Source organism: Vibrio tetraodonis, assembly GCF_003350295.1.
In the GTDB taxonomy this organism is placed as follows: Bacteria; Pseudomonadota; Gammaproteobacteria; order Enterobacterales; family Vibrionaceae; genus Vibrio; species Vibrio tetraodonis.
This window is the reverse complement of the sequence record NZ_QLYY01000014.1, coordinates 115,070-136,442: the sequence shown is the minus strand read 5'-3', so window position 1 is coordinate 136,442 and position 21,373 is coordinate 115,070. Positions and strand designations below refer to the sequence as shown.

23 protein-coding genes are annotated in these 21,373 nt (G+C 39.7%); 7 read left to right on the top strand and 16 right to left on the bottom strand.

Going from position 1 to position 21,373, the window contains the following annotated elements; genetic code table 11:
• Positions 1-21 precede the first annotated feature (21 nt).
• The 8 genes from DPF90_RS11070 to accD form a co-directional block, all read right to left on the bottom strand.
• Entirely contained in the window at positions 22-729 is a 708-nt protein-coding gene (locus DPF90_RS11070; RefSeq protein ID WP_114786397.1) for an AraC family transcriptional regulator, read from the bottom strand.
• 199 nt (positions 730-928) lie between these two features.
• Positions 929-1,180 carry a DUF6482 family protein gene (locus DPF90_RS11065; protein WP_114786396.1) on the bottom strand — a complete coding sequence of 84 codons (252 nt, stop codon included), beginning with the start codon at positions 1,178-1,180 and terminating at the stop codon, positions 929-931.
• Positions 1,181-1,264: 84 nt separating this feature from the next.
• Complete coding sequence (locus DPF90_RS11060; RefSeq protein ID WP_114786395.1) at positions 1,265-2,062, bottom strand: OmpA family protein; 798 nt, start codon at positions 2,060-2,062, stop codon at positions 1,265-1,267.
• A complete protein-coding gene (locus tag DPF90_RS11055; protein WP_114786394.1) occupies positions 2,026-2,373 on the bottom strand; it encodes a hypothetical protein in 348 nt (115 codons plus the stop codon). Before DPF90_RS11055 ends, DPF90_RS11060 begins: the two co-directional genes overlap by 37 nt.
• Positions 2,364-3,062 (bottom strand): hypothetical protein, encoded by a 699-nt coding sequence (locus DPF90_RS11050; protein WP_162814023.1) that lies wholly within the window; start codon positions 3,060-3,062, stop codon positions 2,364-2,366. Before DPF90_RS11050 ends, DPF90_RS11055 begins: the two co-directional genes overlap by 10 nt.
• Before the next feature lie 174 nt (positions 3,063-3,236).
• Positions 3,237-3,725, bottom strand: a complete 489-nt coding sequence (locus DPF90_RS11045) for a hypothetical protein (RefSeq protein WP_114786392.1) — start codon at positions 3,723-3,725, stop codon at positions 3,237-3,239.
• Between the two features lie 31 nt (positions 3,726-3,756).
• Positions 3,757-4,293, bottom strand: coding sequence for a hypothetical protein (locus DPF90_RS11040; protein WP_114786391.1), 537 nt, complete (start codon positions 4,291-4,293; stop codon positions 3,757-3,759).
• A 441-nt stretch (positions 4,294-4,734) separates the two neighbouring features.
• The gene (gene accD, locus DPF90_RS11035; RefSeq protein WP_114786390.1) at positions 4,735-5,598 is read right to left on the bottom strand and encodes an acetyl-CoA carboxylase, carboxyltransferase subunit beta; all 864 of its coding nucleotides are present in this window, start codon (positions 5,596-5,598) and stop codon (positions 4,735-4,737) included.
• A gap of 144 nt (positions 5,599-5,742) precedes the next feature.
• Here accD and DPF90_RS11030 point away from each other — a divergent pair, with 144 nt between their 5' ends.
• Entirely contained in the window at positions 5,743-6,636 is an 894-nt protein-coding gene (locus DPF90_RS11030; protein WP_205395188.1) for a LysR family transcriptional regulator, read from the top strand.
• A 68-nt stretch (positions 6,637-6,704) separates the two neighbouring features.
• On the opposite strand, the gene DPF90_RS11025 is transcribed toward DPF90_RS11030, so the two are convergent.
• From DPF90_RS11025 to DPF90_RS20615, 6 genes are all read right to left on the bottom strand, one after another.
• Positions 6,705-7,271: a GNAT family N-acetyltransferase gene (locus tag DPF90_RS11025; protein WP_114786442.1), complete on the bottom strand. Its 567-nt coding sequence runs from the start codon at positions 7,269-7,271 to the stop codon at positions 6,705-6,707.
• Between the two features lie 198 nt (positions 7,272-7,469).
• Positions 7,470-8,798 carry a hypothetical protein gene (locus DPF90_RS11020; RefSeq protein ID WP_114786388.1) on the bottom strand — a complete coding sequence of 443 codons (1,329 nt, stop codon included), beginning with the start codon at positions 8,796-8,798 and terminating at the stop codon, positions 7,470-7,472.
• 151 nt (positions 8,799-8,949) lie between these two features.
• Positions 8,950-9,723, bottom strand: a complete 774-nt coding sequence (locus tag DPF90_RS11015) for a substrate-binding periplasmic protein (protein ID WP_114786387.1) — start codon at positions 9,721-9,723, stop codon at positions 8,950-8,952.
• 246 nt (positions 9,724-9,969) lie between these two features.
• Positions 9,970-10,476: a GNAT family N-acetyltransferase gene (locus DPF90_RS11010; protein WP_114786386.1), complete on the bottom strand. Its 507-nt coding sequence runs from the start codon at positions 10,474-10,476 to the stop codon at positions 9,970-9,972.
• Positions 10,477-10,508: 32 nt separating this feature from the next.
• Positions 10,509-11,780: a DEAD/DEAH box helicase gene (locus DPF90_RS11005; RefSeq protein WP_114786385.1), complete on the bottom strand. Its 1,272-nt coding sequence runs from the start codon at positions 11,778-11,780 to the stop codon at positions 10,509-10,511.
• 36 nt (positions 11,781-11,816) lie between these two features.
• Positions 11,817-12,014, bottom strand: coding sequence for an ACP phosphodiesterase (locus DPF90_RS20615; protein ID WP_240314505.1), 198 nt, complete (start codon positions 12,012-12,014; stop codon positions 11,817-11,819).
• Positions 12,015-12,644: 630 nt separating this feature from the next.
• Here DPF90_RS20615 and DPF90_RS10995 point away from each other — a divergent pair.
• The 3 genes from DPF90_RS10995 (at position 12,645) to DPF90_RS10985 (ending at position 16,026) form a co-directional block, all read left to right on the top strand.
• A complete protein-coding gene (locus DPF90_RS10995; RefSeq protein ID WP_114786384.1) occupies positions 12,645-13,850 on the top strand; it encodes an aromatic amino acid transport family protein in 1,206 nt (401 codons plus the stop codon).
• 147 nt (positions 13,851-13,997) lie between these two features.
• Positions 13,998-15,131, top strand: a complete 1,134-nt coding sequence (gene msrB / locus DPF90_RS10990; RefSeq protein ID WP_114786383.1) for a peptide-methionine (R)-S-oxide reductase MsrB — start codon at positions 13,998-14,000, stop codon at positions 15,129-15,131.
• A 154-nt stretch (positions 15,132-15,285) separates the two neighbouring features.
• Positions 15,286-16,026, top strand: a complete 741-nt coding sequence (locus tag DPF90_RS10985; RefSeq protein WP_114786382.1) for a MipA/OmpV family protein — start codon at positions 15,286-15,288, stop codon at positions 16,024-16,026.
• Positions 16,027-16,096: 70 nt separating this feature from the next.
• Here DPF90_RS10985 and dbpA read toward each other — a convergent pair whose 3' ends face one another.
• Positions 16,097-17,473 carry an ATP-dependent RNA helicase DbpA gene (gene dbpA / locus DPF90_RS10980; RefSeq protein ID WP_114786440.1) on the bottom strand — a complete coding sequence of 459 codons (1,377 nt, stop codon included), beginning with the start codon at positions 17,471-17,473 and terminating at the stop codon, positions 16,097-16,099.
• A 109-nt stretch (positions 17,474-17,582) separates the two neighbouring features.
• Positions 17,583-18,236, bottom strand: coding sequence for a GTP cyclohydrolase I FolE (gene folE, locus DPF90_RS10975; RefSeq protein WP_114786381.1), 654 nt, complete (start codon positions 18,234-18,236; stop codon positions 17,583-17,585).
• A 253-nt stretch (positions 18,237-18,489) separates the two neighbouring features.
• Here folE and moeA point away from each other — a divergent pair, with 253 nt between their 5' ends.
• Genes moeA through DPF90_RS10960 form a run of 3 tightly spaced genes read left to right on the top strand, consistent with a single transcriptional unit; the run spans position 18,490 to position 21,366 of the window.
• Positions 18,490-19,725: a molybdopterin molybdotransferase MoeA gene (moeA, locus tag DPF90_RS10970; RefSeq protein ID WP_114786439.1), complete on the top strand. Its 1,236-nt coding sequence runs from the start codon at positions 18,490-18,492 to the stop codon at positions 19,723-19,725.
• Positions 19,726-19,733: 8 nt separating this feature from the next.
• Positions 19,734-20,492: a molybdopterin-synthase adenylyltransferase MoeB gene (gene moeB / locus DPF90_RS10965; protein ID WP_114786380.1), complete on the top strand. Its 759-nt coding sequence runs from the start codon at positions 19,734-19,736 to the stop codon at positions 20,490-20,492.
• A gap of 43 nt (positions 20,493-20,535) precedes the next feature.
• Complete coding sequence (locus DPF90_RS10960; protein ID WP_114786379.1) at positions 20,536-21,366, top strand: sulfurtransferase; 831 nt, start codon at positions 20,536-20,538, stop codon at positions 21,364-21,366.
• Positions 21,367-21,373: the final 7 nt, after the last annotated feature.

Genomic DNA, 21,373 nt, shown 5'->3' with positions numbered 1-21,373 from the left:
ACTCAACCATTAATCAAACATTCAACCACGCATAGCTTTAGGTGAAAGACCAAAAAACAGAGAAAACCGCCGACTGAATGCCGACAGGTCGGAATATCCAACCGCTTCAGAAATCAATTGGACTGGCATATCTGTGTGAGTTAATAAAGCTTTCGCCTTTTCCATACGCTGTTTGGCAACATATTGCATCACGCTTTGACCTGTAGAAAGCTTAAACAACTTCTTAAATTGTGTTGGACTAAGGCAAGCCTTTGCAGCTAAAGAGTCAATGCTGATTTCATCACTGAGATCCTTGTCTATAGCTTGTATTGCTAGTCGAATTCTACGATCTATCTTCATGTCACAAGATTGTTGAATCATAAGCTGATTGAACATAGACATCATAGAATCTTCAAGAGTATCCTCGACCCTATGTTGCAGCTGAGACTCGACAAACGATAAGTAGGACAAGAGAGGCGCCGATATGGGAAATACCAAACTTGTCGTATCAAGTAAATTTGATGGTAACTCGTTTAAGTCGGCAACAGTAAAACGAGCGGATTCATGAGCGCGAAAGTGGTGACAGACTCCTGCAGGAATTACAACACATTCGCCAACAGAAACGCTTCCTACGTAACTCTCAAGTTCAATATCGATTACGCCAGCTATAGGCAGAACCAATTGATGGTAGTCATGTGTGTGACCATGCTTTTGACGGGTATACGCTCGTATAGAGAGGCTATTTTTCACAATCGAGTCACATCCCTTGATGCTGAAATATAGTAATCAATAAAAATTTAAACAAGACAAATGCATTATGAATAATACATCTTGCTGAGCATACACATTTAGGGGTAAGACAATTTTAATAATCGTATTTGTGGGATACTAATATAAAGAAAGCCAACACCGCAAGAGTGCTGGCCTAATAAGCTTTGGTAGGAGTCGCTTAGTACCATTGAAGGTCTGTTTTGAGCGGGATACCCGCTGCGATATTTTCACCACACATCTCGTCATAAGCGCTGAGGTGAACCAGGCAAGCACTGTGGTACTGCTGGTCTTTAAAATGCTCCTTCGCTTGACATAAGCTCGAAAATTTAAGTGGGTCATGATTGCCATCGCGCAGTAACATCTTCTCGTCACCATCAACCGAGTAAGCTAAGTAAATTCCACCTTCCAATGATTCGATTTGCAATTCCATTTTATCTTCTCCACTGTGAGTCTAAGGTGTTGTACGTTGTGGATCAGAAAATAGATTACTTAAACCCGATTTGTCGTCGTCAGCTTACTTACTAATGATAAATTCAACCCTAGTATTTGCGTTTCGGCCTTCTTGGGTATCACTCGACTCTACGGGGTAAAGGTTCCCTCTTGCGAGTACTTTTATCCGGCTTTTCTCAATGCCTCTACTCTCTAGATACCTTGCGATAGAGTCTGCTCGTTGCTCGGCAAGATCCAGCTCTTCACTCTCTGGTAAACCAGAGTCAGTGTGTACGATAACCTTAACTTTCGCTTGATCGTTATCAAGAAGTGTAAAAACCACATCGTTAAATTTATGAGTAAACGATGAGTTCAGCGAGTAGCCATCGACATCGAAAAGTGCAGTCCCACGTGTTTCATCGACTGTGATCATCTCAGGAATGCTTTTATCCTGTTCTTCACTCGCCTGCGCCCAAATGTCACCCAGGCTGGCTTCCGCTTTGAGTTTTTCAATCTGTGCTTTTAGCCGATCGATTTCAATATTGTAAAGGCGATTACAGTTTAAACGTTCACGTTTTCCGCCACCAAAAGGGATCACCACTTGAACATAGGCACCAACTTCATCCTTATTTTCAATATTAGCCGAATAGTTTGGGGTGGTAACACGGTTGTAGTCACTGTCTTCAGTGACACCCATCAAGCCTGCTTGAACATAAGAGCTACTGGCTATGGTTGATTCACAAGTCACGCCATCCGAAGTGGTTACGCGATCGTACCCTCCGGGCACTGAAGCACCGGGAATACTAAAGCCTGCCGCCGAAACAACATTTAACCAAAGAGTGAGAATTATCGCTGCGGATAATAAACATTGACTCTTGAACATATCTTACTTCTTACCTCTTGTGTCGCTGCAGTCATAGAGCAAACTCTAAAGCGATTCACTTTATTTGGCTCAACTTTCGGCAGCTGTATTAACTGTTTCTTAACTTGATTTCCTTTCAGACGAATAGCTTCCTCTACTAAAACTCCATTCACCTCTAGCGAATAGACTTTATCGATGTCGTATGCATTTCCTAGTGTTAATTCAACTTGAGGAAATTGACTATACACCACTTCATTTAATTCTCTTGGGGCCTGCATATGCGCCAAAGTATGAAATGATAATAAACTAATGATTAGCACTATTATTCGCATACTATTTCCAATGTATTTATATATTCACCAGGTGGTAAATCAGATTTTTTATAGTTATATATTGGAGCTAATCTAAAATTATATGAGCCGTGAAGTCTAATAGGGCGTTCGGGAATTAATTTCCACACTGAGTTTGTGAATTGTCTAGTTCTGTCGTTGTATCGTTGAAGTGAGTATCCTTCAAAGTGCCTATTTAAAATATCGCTATTGGAATTACTTTCTAGCTTAAGGCGGCGACTACCCTGTGCGTGCATGCGAACATCAAGGGTTTTACCTCCTCTATCAGGTTCGTCGATAAATATCATACCTCCGGTATTTCCAAAAACTGTAATTGAGCAGGAATCTACAATAGGGGCAGACTTTATATAATAACGAATATTATTCCAAATTTCTTCATCAGCCACTTCAAAGGAAACATTTATATCACTAGTAGCTCGCGATGTATCCAAGCTAAAAAAGTACAAAACAGGTGTGTTTCTTGAATCATCATTTGATGTGTAATACGTAAGTTTCTGATATTGATAATAATTACAGTCATTTTCAGAAAAACGATAATCTTTATTACGATTAAACCTTTCTCTACGAACAAAAACACACCTACTTTGAGCATTTGTATTAACCACTTGTTGCACATGGCTATCAAAACGAGTTCGTCTATTATCTGCAGGGTAGACTTCAAATACTAACATGTTCCTGTCCGGTCTACCAACTACCTGTGCACGAGGTGCAAAGTGATAACAAATACTCATACGAGTATACACTGTGTCTGAACGACCTTTTAAAGACCTTTCAGTACACTCGGCCAATAGAAAATCAGAAAAAAACAGCAATGATAAAAAAGCTAAACATCTCATATATCTGCCTTATCTTTTCGGAGAATAGTATATAACAGAGTGCGTACACACCTCGTATACATAGCCACCTTTAGGCTCTGACTCACTACAAATACGATAGAAGTTCAGTTTGTTCTTTTCTAGATTAAATACTGGGACTTTAACTCTACGTGTTTTTCCTGAGGCTATTTTTAATATTTTATTCAGTTTTCTTTTAGTCGTACTTTTAGGTTTTACCTTATTAAAAAACTTGGATAGTTGCTTATCGCTATTCTCTTTATCAATTATATTAATAAGACTATTTACATCAGTTGGGTTAAATTTCAGCTTGCTAACAGATACTCTGTAATTTTCAGAGTATTTATTTAAATTACCGAAAGTAACTTGCAAGCGTTCACTCTTGGTAAAAAATATATTTTCTAATGATCCACCACTTAATGACTGAGCATGGCTTACATTAAAAAAGATCAATATTAATACTAAAGTCAAACTTCGTTTTAGCAAAGGATTAAGCGACATTTTACAACTATCCAATTTTTTTATTAATAAGCTATGGACGACACGTAAGAGTGATCACCGCCTCCACTTCAGCGTTACCAGAAGCTCTGCGTGCTATTTCTGATTTATAGCGATTAACGGTCGCAATAGCAGACAATGGTTCTGCATGAGACACGGTATATGTCTCCGTTGCCAACTTTGCGTGAGTAACATCATCATAACTAGCCGAAGTTTTTCTACCTTCTGGTCCAATCCAAAGCTTTAGATCATTACCTATAGATGTTACCTCGCCTTCAGTTGATACGAAGTCCAAGTTAGTAGGAGTAAGTGTTGTGATAGCTAGTTGGAGAGCTTGCTTTGTGCTATTGTTGCTGAACGGGGTAAAAGTAACAAATCGTTCACCTGAAGATGCTTGTTCGCCTTTAAATAGGATCGTAGGATTACCTCCAGAGGGTACTTTAACATCTAAGCCACAAACAAGATCAATTGTCTCGGTAAATGTCATAGTTGCCGTATTAGAAGAGTAACCATTACCCACTAAACCAAAATACAACGACGAAAATAACACACTTAATTTTGTGAGTTTCATTTATACTCCAAAGAATTTTTTACTCTAAATAAAGAGGGGATTGAAAACGGCTTATGCTAAAAAGCGTTATGTCAATCCCCTGAACCGCGCAGATGATAGGCTCAAATATTAATTTTTCAAAAAAAACATTCATGATCTAATGTGATTTATATAAAAAAAACTAAAAATATATAATTATCAGTAACTTATGATTATCAAGAATTTCAAATAGATTACCAAGTTTTTAACCTAGAGTAGTAAAGCATCAAAATTTAAGCATGTTAACTAATTTAAATGGTTAGCCAGCGTTCAAAAATCGAACTCAATATGGTTATTAACCAATCAATTATTCACACTGCTATGTTTGATGGAGTGTGAGAATAAAGTGCCCGCTTATGGCATTATTTACTTGATAAATGAATTTGGTAAATCGCCAATAAACTTTATAAATTTTATTTATTGTTAGCGTTTTACAAGTGGCTGATTGATTAGCTTAGATAGTAGACTGGCGACCTTTTTTCGCATCTCTCGCCTGTCCACAATCATATCGATAGCACCATGTTCTAATAAAAACTCACTGCGCTGGAATTGGTCGGGCAATTGCTGGCGAACCGTTTGCTCAATAACCCGCCTGCCAGCGAATCCAATTTTTGCCCTTGGCTCGGCAATATTAATGTCCCCTAACATGGCTAAACTTGCCGATACCCCGCCAAAGGTCTGGTCTGTTAGGACCGATATATAAGGTAGTCTCAAATCAGATAAACGCCCCAAAGCCGCACTGGTTTTTGACATTTGTAGTAGTGACATCAAGGACTCTTGCATTCGTGCCCCACCGCATGCTGAAAAACATACCAGTCCACACTTCTCGGCTATTGCTGTTTCAACAGCGGCAACAAACCGAGCTCCTACCACCGAACCCATTGATCCTGCCATGAATGAAAATTCAAAAGCACAAGTGACAATAGGTAACCCATACAACTCACCTTTTAATACGATCAGTGCATCCTTCTCTCCAGTCTGTTTTTGGGCTATCTTTAGACGCTCTTTGTACGGCTTAACATCTTTAAATCCAACGATATCTCTGGGCTTTATATCACCTCCCATTTCCATTACTTCGCCTTGATCTAAGAAAGATGTCAATCGCTCACGAGCAGGCATTCTCATATGGTGTGTACACTCAGGGCATACATACAAATTTTGTTCAACAAACGCTTTATATAATGTCTTTGTACAGTTGGGACATTGCATCCATACACCATCTGGTATCTCGGCCTTGCGTCCTTTAATTATATTATTACTTGGTATTAATTTCTCTAACCAGCTCATTGTTATCTTCGCTCATCTGTTTCAGTTAATAGCTGCCAGTATCTTCTGGGTCCGCAGACATGGTAAAAGGATTGTATCGAGAGAATTTAAGTAATAAAGTCGCTATTTTTAAATTTATAATCTCAAAAAATGGGACAGTTGAAGATGATAGATAAGGTTGAACAGCAATGGCTAAAAAGCTTTCACTGTGTTTATGAGAACAATAGTTTTAAAAAAGCCTCTGAGTTTCTTGGATTACCGACATCTAATGTTAGCCGTCATATCGGTTTACTTGAAAATACGCTTCACACGCGATTATTTAATAGGACCACTCGTAAAACTTCACCCACTCCAGCGGGAGATCAGTTATACGAACAAACTCAACCCTTGCTCTTGCAGCTTAATGATGCATTAACCAAGGTGACTGAGCACAGCCATGATGCGTTCGGTCAGCTAAGAGTACTCATGCCAGATTCGCCTCAATTGGCAGAAGCTGTGGTATCTTTTTGCGCTGAAAACCCATCAATTTCACTGTGCTGTGACACAAACTTAGCCCCTAACCATGATTTGCTGAGCGGGTTCGATGTATTTCTCAGTTTCCATAGAGGTGGCTTGCCAGACAGTAGTTGGATAGCAAAAGAAATCAATCGCTGGACTAGTACTGTAGTTGCAGCGCCTAAACTCTTACAGACTTACCTAAAACCAAAGAAGTTAAGTGACTTAAACCATTTTCCATGTATTAGTACATTTTCTGTATTAAATGGCAAACCTTGGGTCTTTAAATATCAAAAAGGGCAAACTGTCACACAGAGAGTTCAGTCTAATTTTCGAGTCAACAGCGGTCAACTTGCTAAGCAAGGTGCAATTTCAGGTTTGGGTGCTGCAATATTACCGTTAGAATTTTGCCAAACTGAAATAGATGGTGGTCTACTCACTGAACTGCGTTTAGAGCATGAACCGGAAGATCTCGTGTTATACGCTTTTTATTCATCAAGAAAGCATCTAGCCAAAAAAGTTGGAGCATTTATCGAACACCTTCAGAAAAGTGTTCACAGCTAAAGCGCTGTGCCAGCACACGCTAAGATCTGTTCATAGCACATAAGACGCTTAGTCTCGATGACAATAGACTACCCTTTAACCAAATTAAGCGCGCCGTTCTGGAGTCGCGAAGTTGATTCAAGTAACTCCTCGGGCGAGTTCCAAGAATAAATCAGCTCTGGGACTTGGGAGCCACAAGGTGCATTCCAAGTTCTTTCCTGTTTAAAGTGCCCCCCCAACCGCTCACAAAAAGTAATCGCTCTGCGATTACTTTTTACAACATTCACATAAATACCATTATTAGGGAAGTGCTTCTTAACCCACTGCGCTACATGACCAACTAATTTAACGCCCAACCCTTTTCCTAAGTAATAATCATCGATGTGTAATGCATCAATAATTGTTCCTTTTTCATAGTCATGGTTACCGAATGCACATATAAACCCGCAGAGTAATCCACCTTCCTCAAGCAGTAGAACATGTTGATTATAAGGAGGGTTGATGAGGCGAGTTTGCCAAACAACTCGGCGATCGGCGAGGATATCAAGATCTAAATATTCCGGCTCCAAAGCACCCTGGTAAAACATTTTCCAACTTTGAGCCTGCAGTGAAGCCAAACGTTCATAATCTTCATATGCAGCGACTTTGAATTCCATCTGTAAACCCTGTAAATTGTCCATAATCCATTAAGGCTCAAACAGTTAAGTACACCAAATGTACGACCTGCCAAGTTTAGTCAAGATTATAGTGCCTTTCACCAGAACATAGCGAAAAATCAACGTCAATATTTTGATCTATGATTCGGACAAAGGAAGTCTATCATTATGTAATGATTAACTATGTTATCTGCTAATCTAACCTAGGCTTAATAACTCATTCTTAGCGATTAAAATCCTGTTCTTAATAAAGAAATAAACGTCATTAATTTTATCTATACCTACAATACTATATCTTGCTGCGAACTTTATAATGCTATCATAGTCTTTATCCATTTCTTGGATATTCAGATTTTTTATTTTATCTTTTAAAAACTCACATTCAGACTTATTATGAATGGTTACATAATTTGAATAAAAATCTCGAGTGGTTTTTCTTCCTAATGTTGTATTTGCCCCGCCATTTAGCCCTCTTAAATAATGACCGAAATTAAGCATACGACTATTCTTTGTTCCAGGAGAAAACCTAAGGCTTTTCAGTATTAATTTAAGTAAACTAACATCCTGTGTCAGTAGATATCCAATTAATAACTCTAGGTCGAAGTCATTGTTAAAATGAGAATGATGAGTTTTAAATTTTGAAACAATATAATCATGGTCTATTTTACCAAAAACTGTCTCACCATGATAATTAAATGTACCAACATTTTTTGTATGCAAATCATCCTCAACAAGCAAATAGGATAATACAGCAATTGATAGTAAGCCTAATTTCGAAGGGTAACCATTTTTTCCTAGCTGCGTTTTTAGTTCACTGAACTGGTCTAACCCTTTTGAACAAATTCCACAAATCTGGTTACTATCATCAAGCATGATAAGTGACTTAGAAGAGCGATCACCAATAAATTTTTGCCATATTAGAGAATATAAAATTTCTGATAAAGCATTGATTTTTTCTTCACTGCCATCAGTTAAAGACTTTCCAAAGTACATGTCGTTTGTACTTTTGTGCTGATACATGGTAACTGTATGTGCCGATGAATTTAAGTCTTTGACCATGTTTAAATCACTTCTAAATATGCTAAACCCGCTGGTAATCACTCTTTCTGGAGGTATAGAGTTACCTTCAAGCAACTTATTCTGGTATGGTTTGATACATTGTGCATCTCCAGAGATTATTTTATTATGTGCAGATTTTACGAATGTTCTTAAGGAAGAAGATTTATTACTTCCGCCATTGAGTATCTTCGCATGTTTAAAGCAATCTTTTTGACTGTTATCTTTTATTATTTTATTTAGGGTTCCTGGTTTTACTGAAGCGGATAAATACTCTGATATCAAACCACTAACATATATAGGCTGAGACTTTTCAACATAACTCTTCAATATATTCGCTCTTACTTGACCAACTTTTCCATGATTTTCAAAATGCAACCAATTACTTATTCTGCTTCTTTCAGAAGCATTCCCATTGGACTTATTATATTGAACTATAGATTGAAGGATTAAGTCTTTATTATATATCATATTAAATTCCTACAACTGAAAAATTTAATTTCAATAAAAAGTTTAGTTGAATAATAGTCAATAATAAGGATTTATTAACAAAAAACAAAATAAAGAAATCTAAGTAAAAAAAACGGGAGATTAACTCCCGCTTGTCTATGAAACTATTACACTATTTCACATATTCTTGAATGATTTTGTCCACTTCACCGCTCGCTTTCATTTCCGAAAGAATTTTGTGATACTGTGACTTGAAATCATCTTTGAAAGGGAATTTATCGCCTTTGGTGGCAATTCCTAGGAAGCCTTGCTCTGAACTAATTGTCGCACCTTCTACAATGGTTGAGCCGTTATACTTGCCTTCCTTCTGAAGCTTTTTGAGCTCCCACTGTATCGATAAGGCGTCGTTCATGTAACAGTCCACACGCCCAGCGATAAGCTTGAGTAAGTTCTTAGGCGTTCCTTTCGTCTCACTGAGTTTTATCTTCCCAGCTTTAACGGCAGCTTTGAACTCATCTCCGCCAGCAGAAAATCCTGAATTGTTACCAATAGTCAACCCCATATAGTCGCCAGGCCAGTTAGGTCTTGGTGAGCTAAGAACAGATTTCTGGCACACTACAACTAGCTTTTCATCCAAAATAGACATGTCGTATTCCATATACGGACGCTGCTTTGGACGTTTGTAGGGAGGATACAAGGCAAAGCTTTTGCCCCCTTCTATCTCAAGTAGTCCTCGTTTCCACGGAACACCTTTTATGGTTACATTGTAGTCAGGCATTTTTTCGAAAATGCGCTCTAGTACGACCGTGTATATACCAGTCATGCGACCGCTATCAATGTAAGAATATGGTGGATAAGAGTCATCCCCAAAAACGGTAACATTGGTTTTTGCAAGGACTGAGGTAGAAGCTAGAACTGTACAAAGTAGAGCTAAGGTTTTTTTCATAGTGACTCCGAACACTGTTCCTTCAGCATTAATAGATACTAACGGTAAGTAATAGTGCATGGTTAGGTTAAGTCAAGACCAGAAATTCCACATAGAGCATACGGAACCCCAGCAAATCTTTGTAACTTTATAATTTTTAAAATTTTTATTTATAGTTCACTAAAACACAACGAAAAAAATTTCCTAGAAAGCCCTATTTAGGAATACAATTTGTTAGAATGTAAACGAATATTCCAGCTTGCTTTACTAACTCAGGCATAACTTAAATTCAATACAGTCAATCGAAACACCATGCAATTCAGCATAGTTTGGAACCAATCCAACGGCTTTAAAACCGTTGGTCTTGAGTACCTTTTGCGATGCAATATTTTCTGTTGAGGCGTAAGCTAACAACTCTTTAATGCCAAACTTTTCTACTATTCGCACCATATTAGTCACCGCATACTTGGCGATTCCTCGATTTGTGAACGCTTGACCGACGCGATAACCAATATGTGCCTGATGTTTATTGCTGTCTATGTTAGATACATTGATCCTTCCAACTAAGTTTTCTTTATCATCAATAATTAACATTGGGATTAAAGTTCTTGCTTTATACTCAAGTAAAAACAATTGGATATGCTCTGTAATTCCGAGTAAAGAATAAAAATCGGGATCTCGGGGCGGAATCATAGACTCGAACCAGTCTTTATTCTCAAGTTCAAACTTAAGTAGTTTTTTATCATGCTTTTTTGACAATAGTTCTAAACGCATACCAAACCCTATGATATATCAAAATAAACAACTTATTTATTTGGCTTCTTCTTTCCTCTATTAGAATGAATATTCATTTGAGCCTTAAGTTTTCGCTTCTCCGCAGAACGGCTTTTGCTGCGCTTAGTTTGTTTCAGCTCATTGTCTCCCGTGTCTTCCAAGCTGGGCTCAAAACCTTGTAGCCATTCTTGCGGCAAACGAGTATCTAAAAGCCTTTCAATTGCCGCAAGTAGATACTCCTCATCTTTACTCATCAGAGAAATAGCCATGCCTTCATGCCCTGCACGGCCAGTCCGCCCAATACGGTGAACATAATCTTCTGCTTTATAAGGCATATCGTAGTTTATAACTTGCTCTAGCTGATTGATGTCTAAACCTCTAGCCGCTACGTCAGTCGCTATCAATGCCCTCACTTTACCAGATTTAAAATCATCAAGCGCTTTTTGACGAGCGCCTTGGCTTTTGTCTCCATTGATTGATGCCGCAACAATGCCATCGAGCTTTAGTTCCTTAGCCAGAGAATCACTGCCCTGCTTGGTTTTGGTAAAGACGAGCACCTGATGCCAGTTTCGAGAACCAATCAAATAAGCGAGTAATTCGGCTTTTCGCTTTTTATCGACTGGATATACCATCTGCTTAACGGTTTCCGCAGTGCTATTGGATGGGGTGACTTGAACTTCAACAGGTTCATTCATCAGTCGATAGGCAATAGCTTTAATCTTCTTATCAAAAGTTGCTGAAAAAAATAGAGTCTGGCGATTAGCATTTATCTGTTTAAGAATACGTTGCACATCAGGCATAAAGCCCATATCCAACATACGATCAGCTTCATCGAGTACCAAGTATTTAGTTTTTTTCAAATTAATATTTTTGCAGTATAGATGATCTAGTAATCGACCTGGCGTTGCAATAAGGACATCGCACCCATTTTCAAGATTGCGAGTTTGCGTATTGATACTGGTTCCACCATATGCGGTGACAATTTTTATCTTTGTTGACTCGGCATAAGCGGTAAGACTCTCGAATACTTGTTGCGCCAACTCTCGAGTCGGAACAACAACCAAAGCCAGAACATCGTTAGATTGCAGATCTCGCTCATCACTAGCGTCTAATATTTTATTCAGTATTGGCAAGCCGAAGGCCGCTGTTTTGCCTGTTCCTGTTTGTGCTCCAGCAAGCACATCTTTCCCTTCCAAAACAACAGGGATTGCTTGCTCTTGTATCTGTGTCGGAGTGTTAAACCCCAATTTGTTTAGAGTATTGGTTAAAGTTAGAGATAAGCCTAATTGATCAAATGAAGGCATGTTAGATTTCCAGATGAAACAGGGATTAGAATTCTATCAAAATCTTTTCGAAGCGTTTAGTATCTCAGGATATAAAACATGAAAAATGCTTTTCAAACGATCATAGTGCTGATCTAACGTATCAGAACAGGAGACTAACTCTACCATTCTAGGCGAACGTGTAGACATTCTTTGCAACGCAAAATGTATATTTTCCATGCTTTGGTAAGACTCTAACCATCGACCTTTCCACATCGCCTCGGTGACCACCATAAATCTTTCTGGCAGTACGATGCGATATGCAAATGGGCAAGATAGTTCATCGGCTTCTACAAAATAAAAAGATAAATAACATAACAGCACAAAGCCAGCGCTTTTGCACTGGCTCTTTCTTGGTATGAATGTATAAAAGATGATTAATTTAACGTTTCATCTATCAGCTCATCGGTTACCCGCTCATAATCTGACAAGGTAAAACCTATTTCCATCGCATCTATTAACTCAAGACATTCATCGTTTACGATTTGGTCGCTCATTCTGACCTCCCTTGTATACATCGTTTCTAAAGACTTATTTCCAAGTCTCAACTCGACTATAAAGTTTACCCGACCGTTTTACACCAACTTTATGACATTTTTTTGAAAAAATGATGTTAAGAAGCTTTGAGTCATAGGTTGGTTTTTGAACAACCTAAGCAGGATTAACCACACTTTATCGTGAAAAAATGTAAAGTATTAATTACACCAATGAGCAAAAATTTGTACATAACACTTGAAATGAACGCCTTTTTTTTACAGAATGCGTTAGCCAATATGACATAAAACGTAATTTGTCATGTACAAAAACGTTAAGACCTATAACAAATCACTGTAAAGAAAATAATACATGAAGAAATCAAAAGTACTAGGCAGCACCTTGATCATTGCTGGGACGACCATTGGAGCAGGAATGCTAGCTCTGCCACTAGCTTCTGCCGGGATAGGGTTTTCGTCATCACTGATTATTATGTTTGCACTTTGGGCATTGATGTCGTACACCGCTCTATTAATGGTTGAGTTACACCAGCATGCGGACTCAAGTGCTACTCTGCATACTCTTGCTAAACAGTTTTTGGGAAGTAAAGGCAAATGGGTAGCCAGTTTCTCTATGCTTTTTCTGTTTTATTCTTTGTGTGCAGCCTACATAGCCGGAGGAGGTGCTCAATTTGGTCAACGCCTAGCTTATTTTACGGGTTTTGAGTTAAGCGGTACTTCATCGACAGTTTTATTTACCTTTATCGTAGCTTCTGTGGTAACCATTGGCACGAGTACCGTAGATAAAGTGAACCGAGTTCTATTTGCTGTCAAGCTGATCGCTATGGCCACAGCACTTAGCTTTCTCGCCCCAAACGTGACTGAATCTTACCTCCTTAGCATGCCAATAGAGCAAGGTCTAATTGTCGCTGCAATACCGGTTATATTTACCTCTTTTGGCTTCCATGGCAGCATTCCTGCTATCGTAAATTACCTAGATGGTAACACGCCATCACTTCGAAAAGCCATCATCATAGGCTCTTCTATTCCGTTGATCGTTTACGTGTTTTGGCAAATCGTTACTTTAGGCGTAGTCAGCCAAGATACATTAATAGAGAATCAAGGTTTAAGTGGACTTATTGCGACGTTATCAACCAAGGTTCATCAGTCAAACCTAAGCCAGACTATAGGGGTGTTTGCAGATCTTGCTCTATTGACTTCCTTCTTGGGTGCTAGCTTAGGCTTATTTGAGTTTTTGGGCGATACCTTCAACAAAAAGAAAGAGTCATCCAACCGCGTTATAATAGGCGCAATCACCTTCTTGCCACCTATGGGGTTCGGTCTGTTTTACCCACAAGGTTTTATTATGGCCTTAGGTTACGCGGCCATATCTCTCGCAGTACTCGCCATTTTCCTTCCTGTATTGATGGTTAAAAAAGCCCGTGTGAGTCAAAACAATCAGGAAACATATCAGGTTATCGGCGGCAATCTAGGACTTATAATTAGTGGGTCAGTCGGCTTAGTGATCATTACTGCTCAAATCCTGATTACTACTGGCGTTCTTCCGTCTTTGGGCTAGTCCAGTTATCTTAATCAAACACAGGCAACCTTAGGTTGCCTTTTTTGTACCCTACGACTCGTATTGTTAAAAAATCATATTAAATGCAATTTTTTTGTGTTCTCACCTTTCTTATTAGTCAAAGACAAAGTATTCGAAGAGGTTGATATGAAAGTTAAGTCGAAGATAATCCTTTCTGCCCTTGCTCTGACGGCAGCCCTAACGTCATTTTTAGGCGCTGCTAAAACGGAAGTAAACACTAAAAACGCAAATGGTTATGAAATAGCAACCCTAGCGGGCGGCTGCTTCTGGTGCACAGAATCTGATCTAGAAAAGCTCGATGGTGTGATCGATGTAGTGTCCGGCTACTCAGGTGGTGAGCTGGAAAATCCTACATACAAACAGGTCTCTTCCGGTAAATCAGGGCATATTGAAGTCATTGAAGTGAAATTTGACCCAAACACTGTCAGCTACGAACAAGTGCTCGATCAGTTCTTTCGTCATATAGACCCAACAGACAACAAAGGGTCCTTTGTAGACCGAGGCCCTCAATATCGCCCAGCGATTTTTTATCATAATAATGAGCAAAAGCAGATTGCGAGAGATTTTATGGATGAAATTGAAAGCCTGGGAATCTTTAAAAAACCACTCAAAACGGAATTGATCAAGTTCTCCAAATTCTGGCCGGCAGAAGCGTACCACCAAGACTATTACAAACATAACAAAATTCGTTATAACTACTATCGCTATGCCTCAGGGCGAGATCAGTATCTAAATGACATCTTTGGTGATGACAGAGAGAAAAACCCTAAAACACTGCGTCAATTAATTGATGAACATAACGCCGTTGCCAATGTGAAGCCGTATAACAAACCATCGGATAAAGAAATTAAAGACAAGTTAACCAGTCTACAGTACTACGTAACACAAAAAGAAGGCACTGAGAAAGCGTTCAATAATGAATATTGGGATAACAAACAAGAAGGCATCTACGTCGATATAGTCTCTGGCGAGCCGCTATTCTCTTCAACTGATAAATACAAATCAGGTACAGGGTGGCCAAGCTTTACCAAGCCGATCAACCAAGGATACATAGTGACTAAAACCGATTACTACCTTGTTTATCCAAGAACCGAGGTTCGAAGTCGCTTTGCGGACTCTCATTTGGGTCACGTATTCAAAGACGGCCCTGCCCCAACTGGATTGCGTTATTGTATGAATTCAGCAGCAATGAAGTTCATTCCCAAGGAAGAATTAGAGCAACAAGGTTATGGCGAGTACCTGTATTTATTTGATAGCTGACAAATAAGTCTTTAACGAATAAGCCAAGCCATCCGATTTAGGGTGGCTTAACTTTTTTTATGATAGCATTATAATTTAGATGTATTGGTTATATAGTGAGTTGAAATTTTTTTTGAAAATGAGCGTTCTTTTTGTTACGAACAAGGAGAATCTTATGTATATTCAATCACACCGCGCCCTTTATTTTTTTTGCTTAAGTGCTTTTTCTCTCAATGTGGCTGCACAAGAAGACCAAAATAATGATTTTGGTTTCATCGGATTAAGTGGTGCTTTTGGCGAGTCCGTATTTTCGACTGATCAAAAAGGTAGTTTTTCTGTTGAGCCCAATCTTTTCTATAACGGCGAATATGGTTTTATTGATGGCAGCTTAGTCAACGTTTCCGTTTTGCCGTACGTGGGATTAACGGGTCATTGGAGGTTTGCCGAGGTTGACTCTCAGTTTGATGACATTCCAAATGGCATCCAAGATCGTGATGGAAACGGAGAACTTGGCATAACACTGGGTAGTGTGGGAGCTAGATTGACCTATCTTCACGATGTAACTGACGAACACAATGGCTATGAAGTACAACTTCATCTTGGTAAAACCCTGCCATTACCTTTCGATGCATTTTCATTAACGCCCTATTTTGAAGTCGACTATCGAGACAAAAAGCTGTCTCGTCATTTATATTCTGTTTCAAATGTAGAGTCTTTGAATTCAAACTTTAAACAATTCGAGGCCGATGACACTTGGGTATACCAGACGGGCTTAATTGGCCTATATGACATTAGCTCAAAGTGGATGATTCTCACCAAGCTAGAGCTTGAACATCATGATTCAAGTAGCCCTTTAATCCAGAATGATCTCGGTTGGTCTTTTAGTCTCGGGATAAGCTATAAATTTACCGATTAACAGAATTCAGAATATAAGACTTTCGATAAGAAAGTCTTATATTTGTAATGGGACCATTAGTTTGTGGCGGTTATTTCATGATTCGAGCTTTAAAATTCCGGCCTTTCATTTTTCCGTTCTGGAGCTGTTTAAGGGCGGGCTTCACAAGATCATGCTCGACCGCAACATATGAAACCATAGGTAAAATTTTAATTTTGCCTATCTTCTTTCCATCCAATCCCGCTTGCTTAGTTAGCGCACCTAGGATATCACCAGCTCGAACTTTTTGCTTTTTGCCGCCCAAAATCTGAATGGTTTGCATCTTGGGGTAGAAAGGTTTTTCAATAGGCTTCTCAGGTAGATTTACTGGCGAAATTTCAATGTGCATATACTCGTCAATTTGAGCAACACGATACGATTCTTTAGTACTAAAAAAGCTAAACGCCATACCTTTCGCCCCTGCACGCCCTGTTCTCCCAATGCGATGGACATGAACTTCTGGATCACGAGATAACTCATAGTTAAATACCGCGTCTAAGTTATCGACATCCAGACCTCGAGCGGCCACATCCGTTGCAACTAAAATTGAGATACTTTTATTGGCGAACATGGTCAGCGCTTGTTCACGGTCACGTTGCTCCATATCACCATGAAGTTCTGTGACACTATAGCCCCGATAATTCAGTTCATCGGTGACATTTTGAACTTCTTTTTTGGTATTACAAAACACGACTGAAGACTCAGGTTTGTGGGTTAAAAGCAAAGCTTCAAGTGCTTCATCACGTTCTTTTAGCGTCTCAAGTAGAAAAAATTGCTGTTCAATAGTGCTTAGCTGATGAGTTGACTCAACTTTAACCATCTGTGGTTCTTGCATTACTTTTGATGCTAACGTCTCAATATTGGCGGGAAAAGTAGCACTAAACAATAGCGTCTGTCTTGTTTTAGGAGCTTGTGCAGTAATCGCATCAATGGCCTCTTCAAAGCCCATTTCCAACATTCTATCAGCTTCATCCAACACTAGAGTGTTAAGCTCATCTAAATTGATACGACCTTTTAATAGATGGTCAAGTATTCGACCTGGAGTCCCCACCAATATATGGGCTCCATGTTCAAGAGAACCAATTTGTGGGCCCATGGGCATCCCGCCACATAAAGTTAATACTTTGATATTATGAATTCCACGAGCAAGCATGCGAATTTCTTGAGCGACTTGGTCGGCTAATTCCCGAGTTGGGCACAACACCAATGACTGAACGCGAAAGCGCTTTACCTTAAGATTACTGAGTAACCCCAAAGAAAAAGTCGCCGTTTTTCCCGAACCAGTTTTACCCTGCCCTATGACATCTTTCCCCTGTAATACAATAGGTAATGCTTGCTGCTGAATCGGTGTCATTTCAAAATAATTTAAACTATCTAGTGTCTCAACCAATTCAGTTTTTAGGTTAAGACTCTTAAATGTGTTGGTCATAGAAAAACCTTTAAGAATGGTCAGGCCCTTTGTTGGCGCTGACCGTAAAAAGCAAAAAACCGCTTCATACAAGAAGCGGCTCATAAAAATAGTTGGCTTAGCTTAATGCCTAGCGTATTCCATGCAAAAACTCATGTCTTGTTGCAGGATTGCTCTTGAAAATACCACCAAGGGCTGTAGTCGTAGTTTCACTAGTTGCATCCATGACTCCGCGTGATTTAACGCAGTAGTGAGTGGCATCAATAGTCACAGCAACATCATCAGATTCGAGCAAAGTTTGTAGAGCAACCAAGATCTGCTGGGTCATTCGCTCTTGGACCTGAGGGCGCTGAGCGAAAAACCTCACAATACGGTTAATCTTAGATAAGCCGATTATTTTTCCTCGGGGAATATAGGCAACGGTCGCCAGTCCGTCTATGGTAACGAGGTGGTGCTCACACGTACTGGTCACAGTGATACTTTTAACACGTACCATTTCACTCATGTCCATTTTGTTCTCAATGACAGTGATTTTGGGAAAATTTGAATAATCCAGACCAGAGAAAATTTCATCCACATACATTTTGGCGATTCGATGTGGTGTTTCTTCGAGACTATCGTCTGTAAGGTCGAGTTCCAATAGAGTAAGAATTTCACGCATATGATGCTGAATTTTTTCTTTTTTCTCTTCTCGGTTCATTTGATTTGGTAACATTGGCGTCTCTAACCCACGGTTCTCTAGCGCTTCTTTTACCAATTTTGCAGATTCACTCAGACCTGACATCCTACTTCCTCTCAAAGTTTGTTTGCCGTTTTAACATCAACCTATGGTATCTGTTGTTCCAAAAAGTCACTCAATCTGAGTGGCTACGAACCTCACCCTAATAGGTAAGATTTTGGGAAAGCTAGGATACTCGTATTTTTGCACAATTACACCCATATTTTATCAATGGCTTTTATTGTAGCTACCATTATCTATGGTACGATAATCATTAACGACATTAGTAACAAAACAACAATAATATAGAGGCGATATGATGGGTTGCTGTGACGCGCCTGGCTTAATGCCAATCAATGATGCGATAGATAAGATGCTAGCATCAATTAAACCAGTTCAAACAAACTTACCACTCCCCTTGCTCGATGCGATTGGCCATGTGCTCGCAGAAGATATTAACTCTCCCATTTTCGTCCCACCTTTTGCAAATTCTGCCATGGATGGATTCGCTGTACGAATCGAGGATCTAGGCCAAAATAGAGCCTTACCTGTGGCCGGTACATCGTATGCTGGGCAACCTTTTGATGGGACTTGGCCGAAAAATACCTGTGTGAGAATTATGACCGGAGCCCCAGTTCCTCAGGGTTGTGACGCTGTCATTATGCAGGAAAAAGCGCAAGTGACAGACCAAGGCGCTATCTTTGAGGCATCGAACATCCAGCCACAAAGCAATATTCGACCAAAAGGAGACGATATAAAACAGGGTGACTTGGTTTTGCCCAAAGGCGCTCGATTGACAGCTCGAGATATCCCTATGATTGCATCTTTGGGCATTAGCCATGTTAATGTTTTTCGAAAGCCACGCGTCGCATTTTTCTCTACCGGTGACGAATTAATCTCATTGGGTGAATCTCTCCAATCAGGGCAAATATATGATAGCAACCGTTATGGTATAAAACCTTTGATTGAAAACTTCGGTTGTGAGGCAATAGATTTAGGTATTATTCCTGATAGTCCAAGCGAGCTAAAGTCTACTTTTGAAAAGGCCCAAGCATTGGCTGATGTTGTCGTGACGTCTGGTGGAGTAAGTGTTGGTGAAGCAGATTACACAAAGCAGATATTAGCAGAAATCGGAAACATTGATTTTTGGAAACTGGCGATCAAGCCAGGTAAGCCATTCGCTTTCGGCTCTTTAACAAACGCGTGGTTCTGCGGACTCCCAGGAAATCCGGTATCGGCGGTCGTCACTATGTACGTTTTGGTTCAACCTCTACTAGCAAAATTAGCAGGGCATTCTCAATGGAAAACACCTGAATCGATACCGGCTGAGTCGCGCTCTGCCTTTAGAAAAGCTCCCGGACGCACAGATTACCAAAGAGCCATATATAGTATTGAAAATGGTCAATTCTTTGTTGAAAGCACAGGCAATCAAAGTTCAGGAGCATTTCGTTCTATGAGTCTCGCCAATTGCTTTGCCGTGCTTGAGCAAGATCGTGGGCATGTTGAAATTGGTGACACAGTCAACATTCAACTGTTTAATCCTTCACTCTATTAGGAATTGATTTGACCATTCTCTCCGATCAAGAAATGCTGCGCTATAATCGCCAAATTACTCTCAAAAGCTTTGATTTTGAGGGGCAAGAGGCGTTAAACCAAAGCAAAGTCCTTATTATTGGTCTTGGCGGTTTAGGGTGTGCTGCTAGCCAGTATTTAGCCGCCGCTGGCATCGGTAGTTTAACGCTTATCGATGACGATGTGGTTGAATTGTCTAACCTTCATCGGCAAGTCTTACATCACGACAGTAACCAAGGGCAATACAAAGTGAGCTCTGCGACTGAGTCGCTCAAACAATTGAATCCTCACCTAAGTATTCACCCCATTGCCAAGCGATTAGATGAACCAGATTTAGAGTATGAGGTTAGCCAGCATACACTAGTCCTTGATTGTTCTGACAACCTTGATACTCGAAACCAACTAAACCGACTTTGTTACAAACTCAAAGTCCCCCTAGTATCAGGCGCAGCGATAAGAATGGAAGGACAGATAAGTGTCTTTACCTATAAGGATGAACGTCAGCCATGTTATCAATGTCTGAGCTCTCTATTTGGAGATACTAATTTGAGCTGCGTGGAGTCAGGCGTTATGTCGCCTATCGTCGGTATTATCGGTACAATACAAGCACTAGAAGCCATCAAACTTATCGCGAATTTCGGTCAACCCAAACAAGGCGTGTTGTTACTTATGGATGGCATGGCCATGTCATGGCAAGAACTGAGAGTATCCAAACAAAGTAACTGCATTGTATGTAGTGAAGTTCTTTAAACGGCCAAAAACACAAGCTCACCAAGTGTAAATAAGGAAATTTATGTCACCTATTATCACACCAAAACAGTTAAACGAACTGCGTAATACTGGAAAGCTCTCTATCCTCGACGCAAGTATTGATTTCCAAGTCCCATCGACCCCTACAAATGACAAAGTGAACATTATCCCAGGTGCCATTCGTTTCGATTACGATAAAGTCTTCTGCGATATTGACTCGTCACTTCCGCATATGATGCCCACTGAAGAGCGCTTTAACACGCTTGCATGCGACTTAGGATTAAATCAAGACTCTATTATCGTTGTGTATGACAACAGCGGGATCTTTGCTTCACCACGAGCTTGGTGGATGTTTAAAGCAATGGGACATAAAGAGGTGTATATACTCGATGGCGGCCTAACAGAATGGAAAAATTCAGGTCTCGAAACAACGACTTCTTATAAGAAGATTTCGTTAAAAGGGGATTTTAACGGCCAACTAAACTCCAATTATTTTGTCGACTCTAATTTTGTGTTGAGCCATATAGATGATTCAACTTGCCAAATCGTTGATGCTCGTTCTCACGAACGCTTTAACGCAAAAGTTGCTGAGCCAAGAGTGGGCTTACGATCCGGACATATTCCAAACTCGATATGTCAGCCATTTCTTGAGTTAATAGATGGACATAAACTCAAATCACCCACTGAGCTAAAGCAAATCTTATCTGCTTCATTTGATCAAGCAAAAGCAAAGTATATATTTAGCTGTGGTTCTGGTGTCACCGCCGCTATTGTTTTAGTTGCCGCTCAGATTGCAGGTTACCGTGACTTATTAGTATACGATGGCTCTTGGACTGAATGGGGAGCAAATTCCGATTTGCCAATTGAGAGATAGAAATCAT

Coding starts and splice junctions, on each gene's coding strand:
- DPF90_RS11065 (WP_114786396.1), bottom strand. CDS start 1,180: ATGGAATTGCAAATCGAATCATTGGAAGGTGGAATTTACTTAGCTTAC.
- DPF90_RS11060 (WP_114786395.1), bottom strand. CDS start 2,062: ATGTTCAAGAGTCAATGTTTATTATCCGCAGCGATAATTCTCACTCTT.
- DPF90_RS11055 (WP_114786394.1), bottom strand. CDS start 2,373: ATGCGAATAATAGTGCTAATCATTAGTTTATTATCATTTCATACTTTG.
- DPF90_RS11050 (WP_162814023.1), bottom strand. CDS start 3,062: ATGTTAGTATTTGAAGTCTACCCTGCAGATAATAGACGAACTCGTTTT.
- DPF90_RS11045 (WP_114786392.1), bottom strand. CDS start 3,725: ATGTCGCTTAATCCTTTGCTAAAACGAAGTTTGACTTTAGTATTAATA.
- DPF90_RS11040 (WP_114786391.1), bottom strand. CDS start 4,293: ATGAAACTCACAAAATTAAGTGTGTTATTTTCGTCGTTGTATTTTGGT.
- accD (WP_114786390.1), bottom strand. CDS start 5,598: ATGAGCTGGTTAGAGAAATTAATACCAAGTAATAATATAATTAAAGGA.
- DPF90_RS11030 (WP_205395188.1), top strand. CDS start 5,743: ATGATAGATAAGGTTGAACAGCAATGGCTAAAAAGCTTTCACTGTGTT.
- DPF90_RS11025 (WP_114786442.1), bottom strand. CDS start 7,271: ATGGAATTCAAAGTCGCTGCATATGAAGATTATGAACGTTTGGCTTCA.
- DPF90_RS11020 (WP_114786388.1), bottom strand. CDS start 8,798: ATGATATATAATAAAGACTTAATCCTTCAATCTATAGTTCAATATAAT.
- DPF90_RS11015 (WP_114786387.1), bottom strand. CDS start 9,723: ATGAAAAAAACCTTAGCTCTACTTTGTACAGTTCTAGCTTCTACCTCA.
- DPF90_RS11010 (WP_114786386.1), bottom strand. CDS start 10,476: ATGCGTTTAGAACTATTGTCAAAAAAGCATGATAAAAAACTACTTAAG.
- DPF90_RS11005 (WP_114786385.1), bottom strand. CDS start 11,780: ATGCCTTCATTTGATCAATTAGGCTTATCTCTAACTTTAACCAATACT.
- DPF90_RS20615 (WP_240314505.1), bottom strand. CDS start 12,014: ATGTGGAAAGGTCGATGGTTAGAGTCTTACCAAAGCATGGAAAATATA.
- DPF90_RS10995 (WP_114786384.1), top strand. CDS start 12,645: ATGAAGAAATCAAAAGTACTAGGCAGCACCTTGATCATTGCTGGGACG.
- msrB (WP_114786383.1), top strand. CDS start 13,998: ATGAAAGTTAAGTCGAAGATAATCCTTTCTGCCCTTGCTCTGACGGCA.
- DPF90_RS10985 (WP_114786382.1), top strand. CDS start 15,286: ATGTATATTCAATCACACCGCGCCCTTTATTTTTTTTGCTTAAGTGCT.
- dbpA (WP_114786440.1), bottom strand. CDS start 17,473: ATGACCAACACATTTAAGAGTCTTAACCTAAAAACTGAATTGGTTGAG.
- folE (WP_114786381.1), bottom strand. CDS start 18,236: ATGTCAGGTCTGAGTGAATCTGCAAAATTGGTAAAAGAAGCGCTAGAG.
- moeA (WP_114786439.1), top strand. CDS start 18,490: ATGGGTTGCTGTGACGCGCCTGGCTTAATGCCAATCAATGATGCGATA.
- DPF90_RS10960 (WP_114786379.1), top strand. CDS start 20,536: ATGTCACCTATTATCACACCAAAACAGTTAAACGAACTGCGTAATACT.